Consider the following 17,481-nt stretch of genomic DNA (forward strand, 5'->3'; position numbering starts at 1 on the left):
ACTGGTGCCCTAATTTAAACCTAGTTAATCTCCAATTATATGAAACTTTCAAGACTGAAATTTATTATCCCACTACTATACATTTGCAATAGTACCTGTGACCTTGCCGGGCAATCACCTGTATTACCAAATTCCGGAGGTCGTCCGGCAGCAACTCCGTTGCCGCTCCCAGCAGCATACCAGAATCCAGTTATCAATTATGTCAGGATCTGGGAGCCTAATATGCCTACGACCGATGTTATTAATGTGACCGGTACTGCCCGCACAGTACGGGAAGTAAGACAAACTACATCTTACACGGATGGTATAAACCGAAACCTCCAAACAGTGGTAAAAGGAGGTAGTACGTCTGGAAAGGATCTGGTAAGCCCGCAGACATTCGATGCGTATGGGAGACAGCCAGTAATTTACCTACCATATGTCCAGACTACCGGAAATACGAATGACGGAAAATTCAAAAATAGTCCGTTTTCAAGTCAACAAACCTTTTCACAAGATCCGGCACTAAACCCATCAGGCGCAGGAGAGAGTATTTTTTACGGTCAGCAAAAATATGAGGAGACTCCCTCTTCTCCGCTGATCAAAAGTTTTCGCCCAGGCAACACCTGGGCGAATGAAGGAGGGCAGAAATCCAACCAGCAGTATCCTTTTGTGAACACTGCCACTGATTCTGTTCGGATTTGGGACTTGGTAACGGGGGTTCCAAGAACTCTAAAAACATATGATCCAGGGTTATTAGGTAAATCAGTTTCCATTGATGAAAATGGTATTCAATACCAGGAATTTTACGACAAGGAAGGCAAGCTGATACTTAAAAAATCACAAGTTGCATCTGGGCCTATCGCTGCACATACAGGTTGGTTATGTACCTATTTCGTATATGATGAATTAAGCAACCTACGGTATATTATCCCCCCGCTTGCAGTAGAGAAAATTATGCCAAGCTGGACCATTACAAGTGTTCTTTCAGGATTATGTACGATTTACCGGTATGATGTAAAAGGCAGGGTAATTGTTACAAAATTACCTGGTGTCGATTCATCTGAAACAGTGTATGATACCCGCGACAGGCCAGTACTTGTGCGTGATGCTGGATTAAAAAGCAAAGGACAATGGCTGATCAATTTTTATGACAATCTGAATAGATCTATCAGAATAGCCGCTTACGCCGCCACCACAAACAGGGATGCGCTACAGACAGCGGTAAACGCCACCACCCCCGGTACTTTCCCATTTATTCCTGCAGGCAACCTGACAGATCTCTCTTTTCAATATTATGACGATAACTATTCCTTTCCTGGTGTGCAGCCAGCATTGACCACTGATCTTGGGATGCCGCAAAAAGGGACCAATTATTATGACGACCCTCTCACCGGAGTCAGTCATCGGGTTATGGGTTTGCCTACGGGCCAACGGACGAGGATTTTGGGAACGACCCAATGGATAACAAAGACCATTTATTACAATGACAGGGGAAGGCCAATTCAGTTAATCAGTGACAATATTTATGGTGGAAAGCAGACGGTTACCAGTTTATATGATTATAATGGAAAGCTCCTAAGTACTTACATCCGGCAAACAAATCCCCATAGCACCGTAACTCCTGAAACACGAGTTTTATCAAATATTTCATATGATGACGGAGGACAGGTTATTGAGATCAGCATGCAGCTAAACGATCTACCAGCTTCCAAAAGAATTGTCGGAAGCTACAGCTATGATGAAATTGGTAATCTTAGGACCAGAAAAATCGGCGTCATAAATAGTGTGCCAAAGGAAACGCTGACTTACGACTATAATATCAATGGAAATTTGAATGGAATCAATAAATCATTTGTCAATACACCCAACAGTAGCTCGAATTGGTTTGGCGAGGAACTGGCATTTGATTTCGGCTTTAGTGTCAATCAGTATAATGGTACTATTGCAGGTGCAAAGTGGAAAAGCAGGGGCGATGGCATAGCCAGAGCCAGTGGTTACTCCTATGATAAATCCGGCCGTCTTCTGGCTGCTGACTTCTCCCAACAAAATGCTGGTAGTACCTCCTGGACCTCAGACAAAGTGGATTTTAGTTTGAGGAACCTCAGCTACGATGCCAATGGGAACATTGGTGGATTGTTGCAAAAAGGAATGAAAGGCTTGAGCATTGCAGTAGTTGATAGTCTTAAGTATGCGTACCTGCCCAATAGCAACCAGCTATATTTTGTAACAGATCGACAAAATGATCCACAATCAGGACTAGGAGATTTTAAGGAGATCAATAATAATGAGACCCAGGATTATGTATATGATGCTGCTGGGAACCTAACCACAGATATGAACCGGTTACTGGCAATCAAACCTAATCTTTATTTGAATGTACCAGACAGCTTAACTGTATTGGGTAAAGGATATATTGCCTACACATACGATGCCGCTGGAAATAAGCTCCGGAAGAAAGTTACCGACTTATCAGGAATTGGTTCGGTCACTACGACAGATTACGTTGATGGATTTATTTATCAGAATGATAGCCTGGTATCTTTTGACCATGATGAGGGGCGGATACGTGTTTTGTATGCTAGTGGGCAGGCTCCAACTTATGTATATGACTATTTTATTGCTGATCACATTGGTAATATCCGGATGGTCCTTACTGAACAATATGGGAAGGCCACCTATGCAGCAACAATGGAAACGGCCTTCTCCGCTAAGGAGAATGCATTATTTGCGAATATTAATAGTTGCAGAACCGCCAAGCCCGCTGGCTATCCTGTTGATGCAACTACTAACCCAAACGATTATGTAGCTAAATTAAATGCCTCTGCCGGCTCCCAGAAAATTGGGCCCTCCCTCGTACTCCGGGTTATGGCCGGAGATTCCATTCAATTAGGCAGTAAGGCTTTTTATAAATCAGCTGCAGCAAGTACCTCTAGTACGACTGTCGCAAATATGCTGGCCGCTTTGTTGCAGGCTTTTGCTACTGGAACTGGACCTTCAGATGGCGCCCATGGTAATGGGACAGGAACTGGATCGCCAATCGCATCCAATTTCACTTCGGCCAACTACCAGGCCATTAGAGATAAGGACCCTTCTCAAAATGTTGCCACTCTTCCTAAGGCCTACCTAGCTTATGTGCTGTTTGATGACCAAATGAACTTGGTGGATGAAAACAGTGGTGTCAGACAGGTACAGGGTAGTCCTGATCAGCTACAGACGCTGGCTACGAGCCTAATGATAATGAAAAAAACTGGCTTTCTGTATGTATACACTACAAACGAAAGCATTCAGGATGTTTACTTTGACAACATCGTAGTTAATCATAATGCAGGGCCGTTATTGGAAGAAACTCATTATTATCCCTTTGGTCTGACAATGGCTGGCATCAGTTCCAAGGCACTGAAAAATCCATACATAACAAATAATTTTAACTATAACGGCATCGAACAAACCGACGAAATTGGCTTAAACCAATATGATGCCTTCTTCCGCACACTAGATCCACAACTTGGCCGATGGAACCAGATGGACCCTGTAGCTGAAAAGTATCCTGGCATCAGTCCCTATAATAGCAATTTTAATAACCCAATTTCCATATCCGACCCCTTGGGCGACGATCCTCCGATTTGGGGACTATTTAATGGCCAATATGGTTGGGGATATGGAGCTGTAAATATTGTTACTCATAAGATTCCATATATCACTACTCAGAAGGTTCTGGAAGTCGGAATCCAGTTTCAAACCAACGGTTTCAATCAAATTGGAGACTATGTGGCAAGGCAACAACAGCGTCAAAGGTATGAACTGCAGAGACTTCAATCTTTGCAAAGATCATATGATATTCAAACTCAGATAGATTTGCAGCAAAGTCAGCAGATTGAAGTAAAAGACGGCTTCGCAGTTCGGCAATACGAAGATCCGAGTACAACTGGGGCCGCCTGGCGCAGAGGAATAGGAAAAGTGCATAAATCTTTTATATTTGTAACTGATTATGTAGAACCGGTTGTGACAGGTGTTACAACAATGGGGTTAGAAGGCCTTGCAACCGCTGCAGTTGTCAGTGGAGTTACTAGAAGTTCAATCCTTCGTGCTGCAGGCAGAACAGGCGGAGCTGCTAGCCACCTTAAGAAAATATTGCCAAGCTGGAAGAAAGTCATTATTGATATAGATCATATTGCATCTGGTCATATAAGAGGAGGAAATAGAATTAGTAATTTAAAAACATTGTTTCCTGAATGGATGAATGCTAAAGATGTTAGCAGGGTTGTTAGGAACGCATATAGAAATGTACATACAAAATTACAGACCCAAGGAGATAGAATACTGTTAAGAGGAACAGGATTTGACGGCTTAGAAATCGAAATGTGGCTAAACAAAGTAACAAACACGATCGAAACTGCTTATCCAATATATTAAAGCTATGGAAATAAATTTTGATAGAAAATCGCTTGAAATATCGAAGCGAAAAGTAATTACCGGAATAATTTCAATAGAAGTGGGCAATGATTTTTTCCCGGAGCAAAATTGGAATGACGCCATTGTAACTGTTCTCAATTCCTGGATTGAAAATATGATTCAAATTTTAGGATCGGGAAATAATGAAGCTAAGTTAACATTTTTTGATGGTCCGTTTTTTTTTGTAATAAGAAAAAAATTAGATCAATCTGTTGTTGAATTATTTCGGAATTCAAGAAGCAATGGAACAGACTACATCGATATAAGGAAATTTGGGTACAGCCTGCTCAAAACAAGTCAGGAAGTAGTTAAAGAAATAGATAGACGAGGTTGGGAGTCAGAAGATGTGACACAATTGACAATTTTGATACAGAGATTACTTCTTAATCTTGACTTATTGAATAAAGAGAACTAAAAAGCACATTACAATGGCCTCCACTGCCAGGCCGCTAATTTGTAGATCCAAACTTTATCAAGTGCTAACAAAATGGAGGCGCAGGCACATTCATTTTGTTGGCACTTGCATCGTCAAGGATTAAGCAGCAATAGTTTTGCAAAGATCGGCTGCTGTTCTTCTATCCCAGCGATTGACGGACTCCGTTCTATGCCTCTAAAAATCGCTGGACTGAATAAAATATTATTTCCAATTTACATTTCTAAGATGAAGCTTCGATTAGACAAATCCAAACTTACCGAACAAGGCCCCAAGTATTTGCCAGCTCCCATTTTAAATTAAAAGTTAATCAACACCCTTATTTAGATTTCTTAAATGCTGGGCTCTAAAGGCCTTCCAATTTTTACGCTTGAAAACACGAAGAGGATCTACCGGCTTGCAATCCAGCTGTGATATAGGCAGATCAGGCACCGGTGGGATAAACATTATTTGGTCCTCGGGCTTAATTACTACATTTCTAATATGATAAAGCTCCGTCATGTCATTATAAGTTATAGTAAATTGCCCCACCAATCGGTGGCAGATATATTGCCTACTCACTAGCAACTGAGATGTTTTTAGAAGACGGTGGCTTTTCTAAGGGCATTAAGGCGGTCCTACTGCCTGCGCCAACTTCTGTATTCATCTCTTACAATTGGGTCACAAAATTAACAGCTAACCGGATAGCAGAATTATTATCCCAGCAAGGCTTCATTATAAGTAAGGATGATCTTGACTTAACTTATAAAGACAGTATCTCAAACTTCATGGAATCTATTCGAGGAAATGATTTTGCAATTTTACTCATTTCAAAATAATACCTAGAATCTTTAAACTGCATGACTGAGGTACTTCATGTAATGCGTGATAGAGATTGTCTTAAAAAAATAATACCAGTACTAGATGATAACGCCAAAATTTTCACACCCACAGACAGGCTAGCCTATGTAATATATTGGAATCAGTATTTGAAAAAGTTGGAAGACGAAATAAGTGGTTTGAACCCATTAGATACGCTAAAAGAACTAAAAAAAGTCCGGATAGCCAGAAGTATCTCGCAGGAGGTGAACAGCTTCTTAAATATTATTAGTAATATGCTCTTATTTAAGATAAGTTTGCTTGACATCGAGAACTATGCGAAATTGACCACCTATATGAAAGAACACTCACCCGGCAAGTAAAGTGGCTGGAACTACTAGAAGCTTCGCGGCGCTGTAGATTTTGTAGATGTTGCAGTAAATCCTAAATATGCAGATGGTAGACTGTTATCAACCTCTTGATTAATCCAACCCAAACGCATTCTCCATTAAATTTATAAAAGCAATACGTATGATAGATATGTTTTCTTCCCTTTTCGGGATGCCTATTGATGCAATCACCGAAGAGGACTTGATAGAATATTTTAAAACAGACCGTCAAGAATCCAATACCATTGAATACAAAAGCTATGACAAGCGTGACAACGCCAAGGAGCCTGAGAAGATCGGTAAAATTATTCGGTCAGTAGCAGCTATGCTAAACAGTGGTGGTGGCATCGTGATATGGGGGGCTCCTCAACCTACCAAAGACCCAACTACCGGTGAGCATATAGTTAAAGGCAATCTGGCACCCGTAGAGTTTTCAATTGGAAAGGATCGCTTTATGGGTCTCATTTTCAGTAATGTCAGCCCGGCTCCGCACGGCATTCGGTTTGAGGCAGTACAGTTAAAGGGAAATAAATTTGTTTACCTTATAGAAGTACAGCGCAGCGAATATCCTCCCCACCAATATGACGGCCGTTATTATGCCCGGTTTGATAGTCTTTCCAAACCGGCGCCGCATCATTTTGTAGAAGCCCTCATAAAACAAGTAAAGCAACCTGCAATACAGGGATACGTCGAATTTGGTGGCTCCCGTCAAGGAGGCAGCCACGTTGTCATACCAGGTATGATGTATCTTTTTAATCTTGATCGCCACATCCCAGCTGCCAATCTATTTTATGAAATTAGAGTGGCAGGAGCTGGCTTATTTTTAGAAGACAACATGGAAATTGCAGATCTTACTAACCCAAGAGCTTCATTGAAGATTGATGATCCCCGAAGACTGCTTAATAATATGCCAGTATATCGGAAGTTCCTAATTTACGCTCCCCTAATCTATCGCCGCCATATCCAGAATTTTACAGTTGATTTAACCTTTTGGGCGGACAATGTACCATTAACTATCACTCGCTATAAAATTTCCCACACGGTGCAAAATGAGGTACACAACCAGTTGAATGCTGAGAACGCATTTGAAAACCGGCCAGCCTATGAAATTACATTGGAGGACGGTAAATCCGAGCAGGAAATCATCCGATCGCTAAGCAGCCAGGGTATTAAAGCATTTGAATGGGATTTTACGCGTACACCACTAGGCAAAAGACTATTGGATTAATTGTAAACAGAAAGTAGTCGCAAAACCTAAAGGCATTACAATAATTACCTGTGTCTGGCTTTATATAGCTTCCATAATTTTTCATTTTTGTCGCGATGTCCTTTGGGATAATGATAATACTAAGAAGTGGGGCATCCAGAGCAACCCCGGAATAAACCAGTTTTCAGGATCTATTACTTGGCCGTGGGTACAACGTTCTGAAGCCGATAGTTTAGTAAAATAACTTTGAGAGCTGATTTTTTAATTTCAGAAATGTTATGTAATTTCTCCGTTGGTAAAAAAGGATTTAAAATGTATCCAACCCAGACGTTTGACTCATCAAAAGCAGATGAGATAATGCTTGATCTGCTGAGGTATATTCACCAGTATTATCCCATCGGACTACCTGAATACTATAACCAGCCTAGAAGAATGATGGAGCGGGATCATATTCTAGCCAACAAAATAAGCGACCTGACCGAGGGCAAAGAAACGGCGTGGTCGATATTCGTAAGAGAATTGAAACAGCATAATTGGGAGCTATTGGACATGGCTTATATCCAGTTTCCCAGCTATGTTGTACGTATCAAACTTAAAACACCAGATTTTTCTACACCAGAAATTTTCCATAGCCGGGAGCTTGTGGTGGTTGTATCCCTGCTATGTCCCTATTATACCATCTACTATTTAGATACCTATCGATTTAACACAATTCGGGCGGCACATCATAGATATCGGCCAATATTCAGGATTGCTTTTAAGGAGGTATTGCCAGAGTTTTCATTTAATCAAGATGCGCATTTAAAAGAAGTGGAAGATTTAACTAGGTTGCATTTTCCCAGCCATAACTATGCTAGTCATGGAATGTTGATGCAACGTTATCTTTCACCTGGGATTGTTTTGGAGGGGCAAAGTGGTGAAGGACCTTATCCGATCTATTCATATTTGTTCGATTATACTTTTAATATTAAGAATTTGGAGATTAGGTGAACCTGATTTCCCACCGCATATCAAATTATAATATCAAATATCAAGTTAATACACAGGCGCTTACCGATAATATTCAAGTATTGCGCCGGGCAATATGACACCTCCAATCGCATATAATGCGTATCTTTGGTCCATCTACATAACCTTCTAAATAACACTTATGAAAGCAAGTACCCAATTCGATATGGCAACTTTAGCAGAATTAGCGCCGCAGATATACTAAATGTGGCTATCCCCATGCCCTGACCACTCGGGGGAATGCACTATAGTCCATAGACTAACCTGCCAGCTACAAGGGAACTTAACGGTATTAATGAACTTCAATACATTTTTACGACATGGAACCGGATAATTCCACTGAAAATAACATACCTATTTGGTTGGTAATAGATACTAATCTATTACGTAACCTGGTTTCACAAACAGAATTTGGTTTTTAACCTTCGACAACTTCAAAAGTGGGTTGCCGATGGTTACATTAAGCTACTAGTAACACCCCAAACTATTCAGGAGTGGGAAAAACACCGTCTAAAGGAAATGGAGCGTATCAATGCTGCCATTGCAAAAAATGAGAAAACCGTAAAAGCGTATAGAAATTTACTCTTGCCAGATCCTACACCTATTGACCCAAGTCCTGCACAAAGGCTACTGGAATCACAAATCCAGGTGATTGATGGATTGTTAGAAGAACTCACGACCAACGACTTTGTAATAGCTACTACTTAATCTGACAGTACAGGGTTTTTTATATGGTTAAGTAGTAGCTATCACACATATAGCGATGCGGATAAAAAAGATCATCGCCCGGGAGCAAAGAGGTGGCAATCGAGCTTCGTACGGCGGACACTTCTTAAAATCATTAAGTGCCTGCTTAACATCAGAATACGGGAAAGATTGAGCGTTGCCGCTTTTTGAGCGCCCGGCCCTTGGCCACGGCAAAGACGGCGTGCAACAAAACGATTACCTAAACATCTGCTCCGCGCCACTTTTGATATAAAACTCTTTATAATTTTTTATGTTAAGGATGTCGTTTACGGCTTTGTTTTTATCGGTGCTTTTGTCGTAGTAAGCTTTACAGATCTGATATCCCACCCAATATCCCAGGTCGGCAGGTTTGTCTGGAGTTTCCTGATCGGAATTAGCTATCCAGTTGCGGGACCTGTTCAAATACATTTCCTTCTGGAAATCTGCCCAGATCTGCTTTTCTTTGCCTTTAGCCCAAACAAACAGGCGTTCATTAGCCGTGTGACCTGATATCAGCTCCCCAATAAAATCGGCCATACCTTCGATGAGCGCCCCGGCAAGAAGGGTGGTGTCGCCCCCACGTCCGGCCTGGTTAAAATGAATGAGCTCATGTGCTATCAGATGTGGTAAAGCCTCCAGGTCTGCGAAGTTATTCTGCTGCCATAAGTTCAGTTCTTTAACAGGAACTTCTGCAGTCCGGGCGGATTGGTCCACGCCAATTAATAAGCCAGCGTCAGTACTGGTTCCGCCTGAGTTAAATGCGCCTATCACGAAGTAAATATCAGGAAACTGAGCTTTGCTGTAAATTTGTTTGAACTTGACAAAGCTTTGGATCATTCGGGGTTTTTGCTGATCAACGGCAAAAGTATTTTTACGTACAGCAGCGTAAAACTGAGGCTTGGTGTTTACGGATTTTACAAAATTCTTCAGGTTTTTGACTTTATAACCCAGATAATCCTCAAGTCCATTTGAAGCGGGTTCCACATAGTATTTCTTATAAAGATCAAGGGCGTGAGCCGTATCTTTCTTAGCCAGCTCGTATGCCTTCCAAAAGTTCTTTACATCGCTGGTGATCAGTTTAGCCTTATAAGGATCTGTTGTGCTGTTCTTAACTGTCTTTATGCTATTGATAAGTTCCGACCAGCCCGGCAAGGAATGCAAAGATTCAAGATCAGTGTCCTTTTTTATTTGATCGGCATTTTTATAACCGCCATTAACCGCACTCGTGAGTAAAACCAGGGCACTATCTTTTTGACCGTTTAAGGCATAACAACATGCTGCGTTATAGTAATTACTTGATTTCAGGACCATAAAATCGACGTTCTCCGTCGCTTTTAAGTAATACTTACCGGCTTCTTTGAAATTTTTGGCTTTATAAAGACTATCGGCTATTTCCTCAGGTTTCACCTGGGCAATTGTTGCAGTGCCGGTTAGCAGAAAAAGAATTAAAAGTTGTTTGAATTTAAACATATAAAAAGGAAGATTTTTATATAAAGGATAACGATAGTTCAGATAATGAAAGCCGTGTAATTCACAAATTATCAATGGCGATGTTTACATCAAACTTAATTAAAAATTCACATAATAACAGGACACTTTTTTCCGTGAGATTTGTATACAGTCGCAGGTCCAACGCAAACACGGGAGCCATAAATGCTCCTGATAAATAAAATAAAGATGGCTGGTTATGTGGTGTCAAAAAAGGCAACCTCACAAGCAGCAGGTGTGCTCACGGGTTATCGCTCCTCAGGCGGAGTTGCCTGAAACAGTTCTTTCCTGGTGTAGTTTAATATTCAGGAAGAAATAACCGCGCGATAATGTTTTTTTTTGCGGGGACTAACGGGGATGAATATATTTTTTCAGGAAGATGCCTGTTTGTGAAGACTTGTCTTTAATGAGATCAGCGGGTGTGCCTTCAAAGATCACTTTACCTCCCTGGCGGCCGGCGCCGGGACCCATGTCAACAATCCAGTCCGCCTGGCTGATCACGTCCAGGTTATGCTCAATAGCTATTACGGTGCTGCCGTTGTCGACCAACCGGTTCAAGAGTCCTGTTAAATTAGCCGCATCCGACAAATGGAGCCCGGTGGTGGGTTCATCCAAAATATAAATATTGCCGGTATTTTCCAGCTCGGCAGCCAGTTTGATCCGCTGCCTTTCGCCGCCGGAGAGAGAGTCCAGTGGCTGCCCCAGGGTGAGGTAGTCCAGCCCTACTTCGTGTAAACGATGCAACACGCGCACAACCTCTTCTTCTGTAAAAAACTGTATCGCTTCCTCTACATTCAGCTTCAATACTTCATCAATATTTTTGCCACGCAGCGTATAGCCCAGCACGTTATCTGTAAAACGTTTGCCCTGGCATACTTCGCAGGTGGTTACCACGGCATCCATAAAGGCCAGGTCGAGGGAGGTTACGCCGAGTCCTTTACACGCCGGGCATGCGCCCTCTCCGTTAAAAGTGAACAGGCCGGCGCTTACTTTATTGGCCCGGGCAAACAGCTGCCGGATAATATCTGATATCCCGGTGTAGGTGGCCGGGTTCGATCGCACAGATCCCGCCAATGCGTGCTGGTTGATACAAACAATGCCTGGGTACAAGCGGGGCAGCACACCGTTGATCAGGCTGCTTTTTCCCGATCCGGCTACGCCGGTAACCACCGTTAACACGCCTTTGGGAATATCTACGCTTACCTTTTGCAGGTTATGTAATGTGGCATTGCGTACACGCAAGCTGCCGGTAGCAGTTCTCACCTTTTCCCGGAGCTGTGGTTGTTTGCGGAGGGCCGTACCCGTTAATGTACCCGATTTCAGCAAACCTTTTACTGTGCCTTCAAATACTATTTGCCCGCCATGCTTTCCGGCTCCCGGCCCCATATCTATGATATGGTCGCCGATGCTGATTACATCGGGATCATGTTCCACTATCAATACGGTATTTCCTTTATCGCGCAAACCCTTCATCAGCAAATTGAGCTGATGCACGTCACGCGCATGAAGACCAGTGCTGGGTTCATCAAAGATGTACATCATATCACACAAACTGCTGCCAAGGTGCCGCACCATTTTTACCCGTTGGGATTCGCCGCCGGAAAGTGTGGAGGTTTCACGGTTCAGGCTCAAATATCCCAACCCGATACCATCCAGGTGTGAAAGTCTTTCGATGATGGCGGCCACCATAGTAGCCGCCTGCGGTTCTTTGATGCGCGCTATTTCTTTTATAAGATCGCTTACCTGCAGTGCCGCATTTTCCGCAATGTTCTTTCCATGAATCTTACAACTGAGTATTTTGGCGTTGAGGCGGGCTCCCTTGCATTCCGGGCAGGGGCCTTTGGTTACCACCCGCCGCAGCGGCTGTTGCCACGACTTCTGGCTATCTTCCGGTTCTTTAGCCAGGAACCTTTTGGTGAACCGTGGCATTACGCCTTCATACTTCGCAGAAGGCCACCATCCCGGCGCAGGGTGTTTGGGTTTAATTTCTTCCTGGTATAAAAGTAATTGCCATTCTTCTTCAGAATAGTCTTTCAGCTTTTTATCGTTGTCAAAAAATCCCGACATCACAAAGCGTTTCCACAAAGCTGTTCCCGGTGCAAAAGAAGGAAACAGGATAGCGCCTTCGTTCAGGGATTTGCTGCGGTCGAACAATTTTTCCACGTCAATGGTTGTTGTGGTACCGATACCGTCACACACCGGGCACATGCCTTCCGGGTGATTGAAAGAAAAAACGTTGGAATAGCCCACAAAAGGTTTTCCTATCCTGGAATACAATAAACGGAGCAGCGAATAAATATCCGTAATGGTGCCTACGGTAGAGCGGGCATTTCCCCTGATCTGTTTCTGGTCAACAATAATGGCAGGGCTCAGGTTCTGCATCAGGTCGGCATCCGGCTGACCATAGTGCGGCAGTCGATGCCGGATAAAGCTGCTGAAGGTTTCATTCAGCTGCCGTTGTGCTTCTGCAGCAATGGTATCGAATACCAGTGACGATTTTCCTGAACCGGAAACACCAGTGAGCACAGTGATCTTTTTCTTGGGTATATCTACATTGATATTCCGGAGATTGTTTTCGCGGGCGCCTTTAATGATGATCATGTCTTTATTACGTGGTTGCATAAGCACAAATTATGACGAGGTACACAACAAGAATGCCGCCACTTTCTATCTCTGATGCAATTGGGAAGGAACATATTTCATTAAACCATAACCTTGAGCCGGCAACTTTTTTGTGAACAAGAAAATGTGATGTGACCCAAATGACTATCCGCTGATTTCCGGCACCATCCTCAATTGTTGCTTTATTTGGAACTGTGCCGCCATTCTTTGACACATTCTCTAAGGCAGTGTCTACTCAAGTTTAAATTCCTGCATTGAGATTTTGTAACAGGGGCTATTTTTCCCTTTTTAAAATAGGTTTGGCGTACTATTGGGCTAAATAAATTTATTAAAAGCCCCTATAAAAACAAACGATTTTCTAGAAAAAAAAGCAGGTCAAGACCATTTGCCGCCTGCTTAGCTATTGTATCCCGGGCAAGCGAAACGCCCCCCGGGCTGGAAGGCGTCAAGCAGACCTATAAATGAGCGTACGCCAGATCGGGGCGTCGACCTCCTTCAATCAAACTGTGATTCTATTTGTCCATGGGGAATGATCGCATCAAAATTTGCCATCAAGATTCATTAGCCGAACTTGACCAGGTCCTTAAATATCAGTTGACCCCAGCTATTTCCGCGCGCCTGCACAAGCAGTCCTCCTTCCGAAAGCCCTCCAAGTTTGATGGGTGAAAAACCGAGATTCTCAGCGAGCGCACCAATCTCCGCTACTGCGCCCTCATCGTCGCCCGCCAGGAACACAACTCTCCTGCCACCATGTACGGTGGGATCCTGATCAAGAATGGCAGCAATCAAATGGTTGAAGCCCTTAACGAGTTTTCCACCAGTGAATGCCTGGGCCACGAACCTGGAAGAAGGCTGTCCTCCAAGTTTCTCAGGGGGCACACCGTAGGCATTGGTCACATCAACGATGATCTTCCCCTGCCAGTTGGGCAGCGCCTTCGCGACATCCGGGTGCGACTCAAAACGGACAGCTAAAAAGATGACGTCCGCCTTCACAGCTTCCGCCAATGTTGTGGGAAGGATCTCCGGCCCGATCGCTGCCGCGGCGGCTGCAAAGCTTTCCGGGTTGCGCGTGGTTGCAACGGATACTTCGATGCCGTTGCGGGCAAACGCCTTGGCCAGGGCCTGGCCAATATTGCCGAAGCCGATAATTGCGTAGCTCGCCACTTCTTTTTTTAATTTACTCATTTTGAAAATTATTTATTGATACGGGTTGCAAACCCGCGTGGGTCAATTATTTAGATAAATAGCTAAGGCCACCATCAACAAGAAGTTCAGCACCAAGCATGAACGAAGAATCATCAGAAGCCAGGAAAACCGCTGTTTTACCAATGTCAGATGGCTGCCCGATTCGCCCTATCGGCATTACATCTGCCCAGTACTTTTTCACCGCTTCAAGTTGTTCTACCGGAACAAACCTGTCAAATACCGGTGTATCTGTTGTACCTGGTGATATTACATTTGCCCTGATCTTTCTAGCTAAAAGGTCATTTGAAAATCCTTTTGCAAAATGGATTACAGCGGCTTTCGCAGCACCATAAAGCGTAAAAGACGGATATGCCCGATGCGCCGCATTTGAGGCGATAAGAATAATCGAACCCCCATCATTCATATAGGGCAGTGCTTTATGAACAGTGAGGTAAACACTTTTCAGGTTTAAATCCATTGTCTTGTCATAGTCGGCTTCGCCGATATCTGCCACAGAACCAAATGTTGCCCCAGTAACGGCACCACCTGCATTGGCTACAATCACGTCTATTTTACCAAATTTTTCAGATGTTTCCTTAAAGACTCTTTCCAGGTCGGTAATGCTGGTTACATCAGCATTTATGGCTATAAAATTATCTCCAAGTTGAGCTACGGAACTATCTAAAGTTTCCTTATTTCTCCCAACAATAGCTCCTTTAGCACCTTCAATTTTAAATTCCCGGGCAATGCCAAATCCAATGCCACTATTACCACCTGTAATAACTGCTACTTTGTTCGTTAATCTGCTCATTATTTCCTTTTTTAAAGATTGAGCAGCAAAGGTAGACCACCTAAGTTATCTAAAGTAACTTAGTACTGAAAAATAACAGTAACATCGGTGTAACTCAGTAACATTGTGTTGTAAAATAGATTCTACTCAAAGTCGTCACTTCAGTTAAAACAAAGCGCATTCCGGTTGAATTTAACACCATCCGGCGGCTGACGTTTGCATAAAACTGAGTAATAATGCCCTGCTCAATATCTCTCCCAAATACTTAAGCAGCTTGTTACGTATGCATACAGGGCAAAACACACAGCATTACATCCATGAAAGCTGATAGAAAGGGCCAAAGAAAGAATCTCCACCACCGACCTGTCCATAAGCGAAATCGCTTATGAACTGGGATTTGAACATTTGCAATCTTTTAGCAGGTTGTTTAAAGCCCAAACACAACTATCTCCCCTTGCATTCAGACAGTCTTTCAAAAACTAACCGGCTACCAAAATGATTACGGTCTCCCCAAATTGGACTTTTCAATACAACAACTTTGGGCTTTTGAAGAAAACTGCCGCGCATATTAATGGCGAGTTTTGTAGTATCATTTAAAAGAAAGATAAAATCATGTCAAAGACTGTTTTGAAGAATAAGAAGGCGTTCATTATTACGGGTCCGACCTCCGGTATTGGTCGCCTTACGGCACTTGAGCTTGCAAAGTATGGTACCGTGGTATTGATGGGCCGGGACCTTAAAAAGCTGGAACAAATGCAGCGGCTTATTAAAGAAAAGGGGCAGGATGCGGTCCCTGTCGTTTGCGATCTGTCTGATATTATTAGTGTCCGGCGTGCTGCTGCAGCAATCATCTCGCTCGATATCCCGATTACCGGGCTACTTAATAACGCAGGTATCATGCAAATGCGTGCCACAAGGAGTGCGCAGGATTGGGACACGACCTTCGCTACGAACCACCTGGGGCCATTTGCGTTGACCGAGGAACTTATACCATATCTGCCTGATGGCGCAAATATCGCTTTTGTTGCCTCCGGAGTAGAGGATCCCGGGCGGAAACCTGCGAACGCCGCCGGCTTCCGCGGTGGCCGCTTTATTTCTGTAGAGGCGGGCGCCCGCGGTGAATGGGAGCCCGGCGGCTCTAAAATGCCGGGGGCAGACGCATACGCAACATCTAAGCAATGTATCCTTGCCGCGGCCCTGGCTCTATCCCGTGAAACGCCACGGTTGCACATCAATGCCATCGAACCAGGCTTCATTCCGAACACGGGACTAGGCAGGGACGCCAATGGCTTCCTTCGTTTTATAGGAAATTATTTGCTCCCGCTGGTCGCTCCATATATTAAATACTGGAGCACCCCAAAGCGGGCGGCACGCCTGGAGACAGCAGTTCTAACCAGCGAGTCTGGTAAAACAGGCATTTATTACGACGAAAAAGGACTGCCCATGCTCGGCTCCATGTTGGTGCAGGATCCAAAATTTCAGGAGCTCGTTGTTGCGGAGACGCGCACCCTATTGTCAAGGGTTTAATTATTATTGTTAAGATAAGTATGATTAACTTAGGGAGATCAAGATGAAAGCTTCTGTCAACAAAACGACTCTCGTTGGTCCTGCAATAGCAAGGGAACAATTCATTGGCGAGCATCTCTTTTTCTATGTTGTGAAAGGGTGTGTGAACGGTTATTACGGCGATAAAAATTACACCTTGAAGTCGGGCGAATATGGCATTGCCCGTAAAAACCGCTTGGGCCGGCAGACCGCTACCAAAAAGCAGTATGTGATTGAGAAAATCATTTTTGTTTTCGATGAACCGTTCTTAAAACAATTCCAGGACAAACACCGGATAAATGCCGTAAAGTTCCGATCTGCTGAAAACTTTATACGCCCGGCAAGCAATGAGCTGATTCCTGCGTTTATTCGATCTTTAACTCCTTACTACAATAGTCGTGGAGAAATGGACAAAGCATTTTTTGATGTAAAGCGGGAAGAACTGCTCCTAATACTGTTGCAACTGCAGCCAGAATTATCGGGACTATTCTTTGATTACGGTATTCCCGGGAAAATAGATCTCGAAGAATTTATGAACCGAAATTACAAATTCAATGTAAGTGTTGCCCGGTTCGCCTACTTAACCGGGCGTAGCTTATCTGCCTTCAAGCGGGATTTCAAAGCGATCTTTAACGACACGCCTAATCGCTGGTTAGTGCAAAAACGTTTGGGCGAAGCCCGTTTTCTCCTGGAAAAAGAGGCTGCAAAACCCTCCGACATTTATCTTGAGTTAGGCTTTGAAGCATTGTCGCACTTTTCTTTTGCATTTAAGAAACATTTTGGAATTGCACCATCGGAGTTTGCAAAAGGAACCATGTAAGTCCAACAGGCTTACATGTGAAGGTTACTTAGCTGT

12 protein-coding genes and 1 pseudogene are annotated in these 17,481 nt (G+C 43.4%); 9 read left to right on the forward strand and 4 right to left on the reverse strand.

Going from position 1 to position 17,481, the window contains the following annotated elements; translation table 11 throughout:
- Nucleotides 1–39: 39 nt before the first annotated feature.
- From QFZ48_RS00690 to QFZ48_RS00715, 6 genes are all read left to right on the forward strand, one after another.
- Nucleotides 40–4,395: a DUF6443 domain-containing protein gene (locus tag QFZ48_RS00690; RefSeq protein ID WP_429060652.1), complete on the forward strand. Its 4,356-nt coding sequence runs from the start codon at nt 40–42 to the stop codon at nt 4,393–4,395.
- Between the two features lie 4 nt (nt 4,396–4,399).
- Complete coding sequence (locus QFZ48_RS00695) at nt 4,400–4,849, forward strand: hypothetical protein (protein ID WP_429060654.1); 450 nt, start codon at nt 4,400–4,402, stop codon at nt 4,847–4,849.
- Nucleotides 4,850–5,439: 590 nt separating this feature from the next.
- Complete coding sequence (locus tag QFZ48_RS00700; protein ID WP_429060656.1) at nt 5,440–5,685, forward strand: TIR domain-containing protein; 246 nt, start codon at nt 5,440–5,442, stop codon at nt 5,683–5,685.
- A 511-nt stretch (nt 5,686–6,196) separates the two neighbouring features.
- Nucleotides 6,197–7,282, forward strand: a complete 1,086-nt coding sequence (locus QFZ48_RS00705) for an AlbA family DNA-binding domain-containing protein (protein WP_429060658.1) — start codon at nt 6,197–6,199, stop codon at nt 7,280–7,282.
- A gap of 225 nt (nt 7,283–7,507) precedes the next feature.
- Nucleotides 7,508–8,251, forward strand: coding sequence for a hypothetical protein (locus QFZ48_RS00710; RefSeq protein WP_429060660.1), 744 nt, complete (start codon nt 7,508–7,510; stop codon nt 8,249–8,251).
- Nucleotides 8,252–8,788: 537 nt separating this feature from the next.
- Nucleotides 8,789–8,977: a hypothetical protein gene (locus QFZ48_RS00715; RefSeq protein WP_429060662.1), complete on the forward strand. Its 189-nt coding sequence runs from the start codon at nt 8,789–8,791 to the stop codon at nt 8,975–8,977.
- 234 nt (nt 8,978–9,211) lie between these two features.
- Here QFZ48_RS00715 and QFZ48_RS00720 read toward each other — a convergent pair whose 3' ends face one another.
- The 4 genes from QFZ48_RS00720 to QFZ48_RS00735 form a co-directional block, all read right to left on the reverse strand.
- A complete protein-coding gene (locus tag QFZ48_RS00720; RefSeq protein ID WP_429060664.1) occupies nt 9,212–10,465 on the reverse strand; it encodes a TPR end-of-group domain-containing protein in 1,254 nt (417 codons plus the stop codon).
- Between the two features lie 366 nt (nt 10,466–10,831).
- On the reverse strand, nt 10,832–13,105 hold the full coding sequence (locus QFZ48_RS00725) for an ATP-binding cassette domain-containing protein (protein WP_429046499.1): 2,274 nt from the start codon (nt 13,103–13,105) through the stop codon (nt 10,832–10,834).
- Between the two features lie 561 nt (nt 13,106–13,666).
- On the reverse strand, nt 13,667–14,290 hold the full coding sequence (locus tag QFZ48_RS00730) for an NADPH-dependent F420 reductase (protein ID WP_429046498.1): 624 nt from the start codon (nt 14,288–14,290) through the stop codon (nt 13,667–13,669).
- 46 nt (nt 14,291–14,336) lie between these two features.
- Nucleotides 14,337–15,101, reverse strand: a complete 765-nt coding sequence (locus QFZ48_RS00735) for an SDR family NAD(P)-dependent oxidoreductase (RefSeq protein ID WP_429046497.1) — start codon at nt 15,099–15,101, stop codon at nt 14,337–14,339.
- A gap of 223 nt (nt 15,102–15,324) precedes the next feature.
- Here QFZ48_RS00735 and QFZ48_RS00740 point away from each other — a divergent pair.
- From QFZ48_RS00740 to QFZ48_RS00750, 3 genes and pseudogenes are all read left to right on the forward strand, one after another.
- Nucleotides 15,325–15,563 (forward strand): annotated as a pseudogene (locus QFZ48_RS00740) (helix-turn-helix domain-containing protein); the annotation flags it as partial.
- 129 nt (nt 15,564–15,692) lie between these two features.
- Nucleotides 15,693–16,607, forward strand: a complete 915-nt coding sequence (locus tag QFZ48_RS00745; RefSeq protein WP_429060666.1) for an SDR family NAD(P)-dependent oxidoreductase — start codon at nt 15,693–15,695, stop codon at nt 16,605–16,607.
- A 43-nt stretch (nt 16,608–16,650) separates the two neighbouring features.
- Nucleotides 16,651–17,445, forward strand: a complete 795-nt coding sequence (locus QFZ48_RS00750) for a helix-turn-helix domain-containing protein (RefSeq protein WP_429060668.1) — start codon at nt 16,651–16,653, stop codon at nt 17,443–17,445.
- Nucleotides 17,446–17,481: the final 36 nt, after the last annotated feature.

Origin of the sequence: Chitinophaga sp. W2I13, assembly GCF_050434005.1 — a bacterium.
Lineage (GTDB): Bacteria > Bacteroidota > Bacteroidia > Chitinophagales > Chitinophagaceae > Chitinophaga.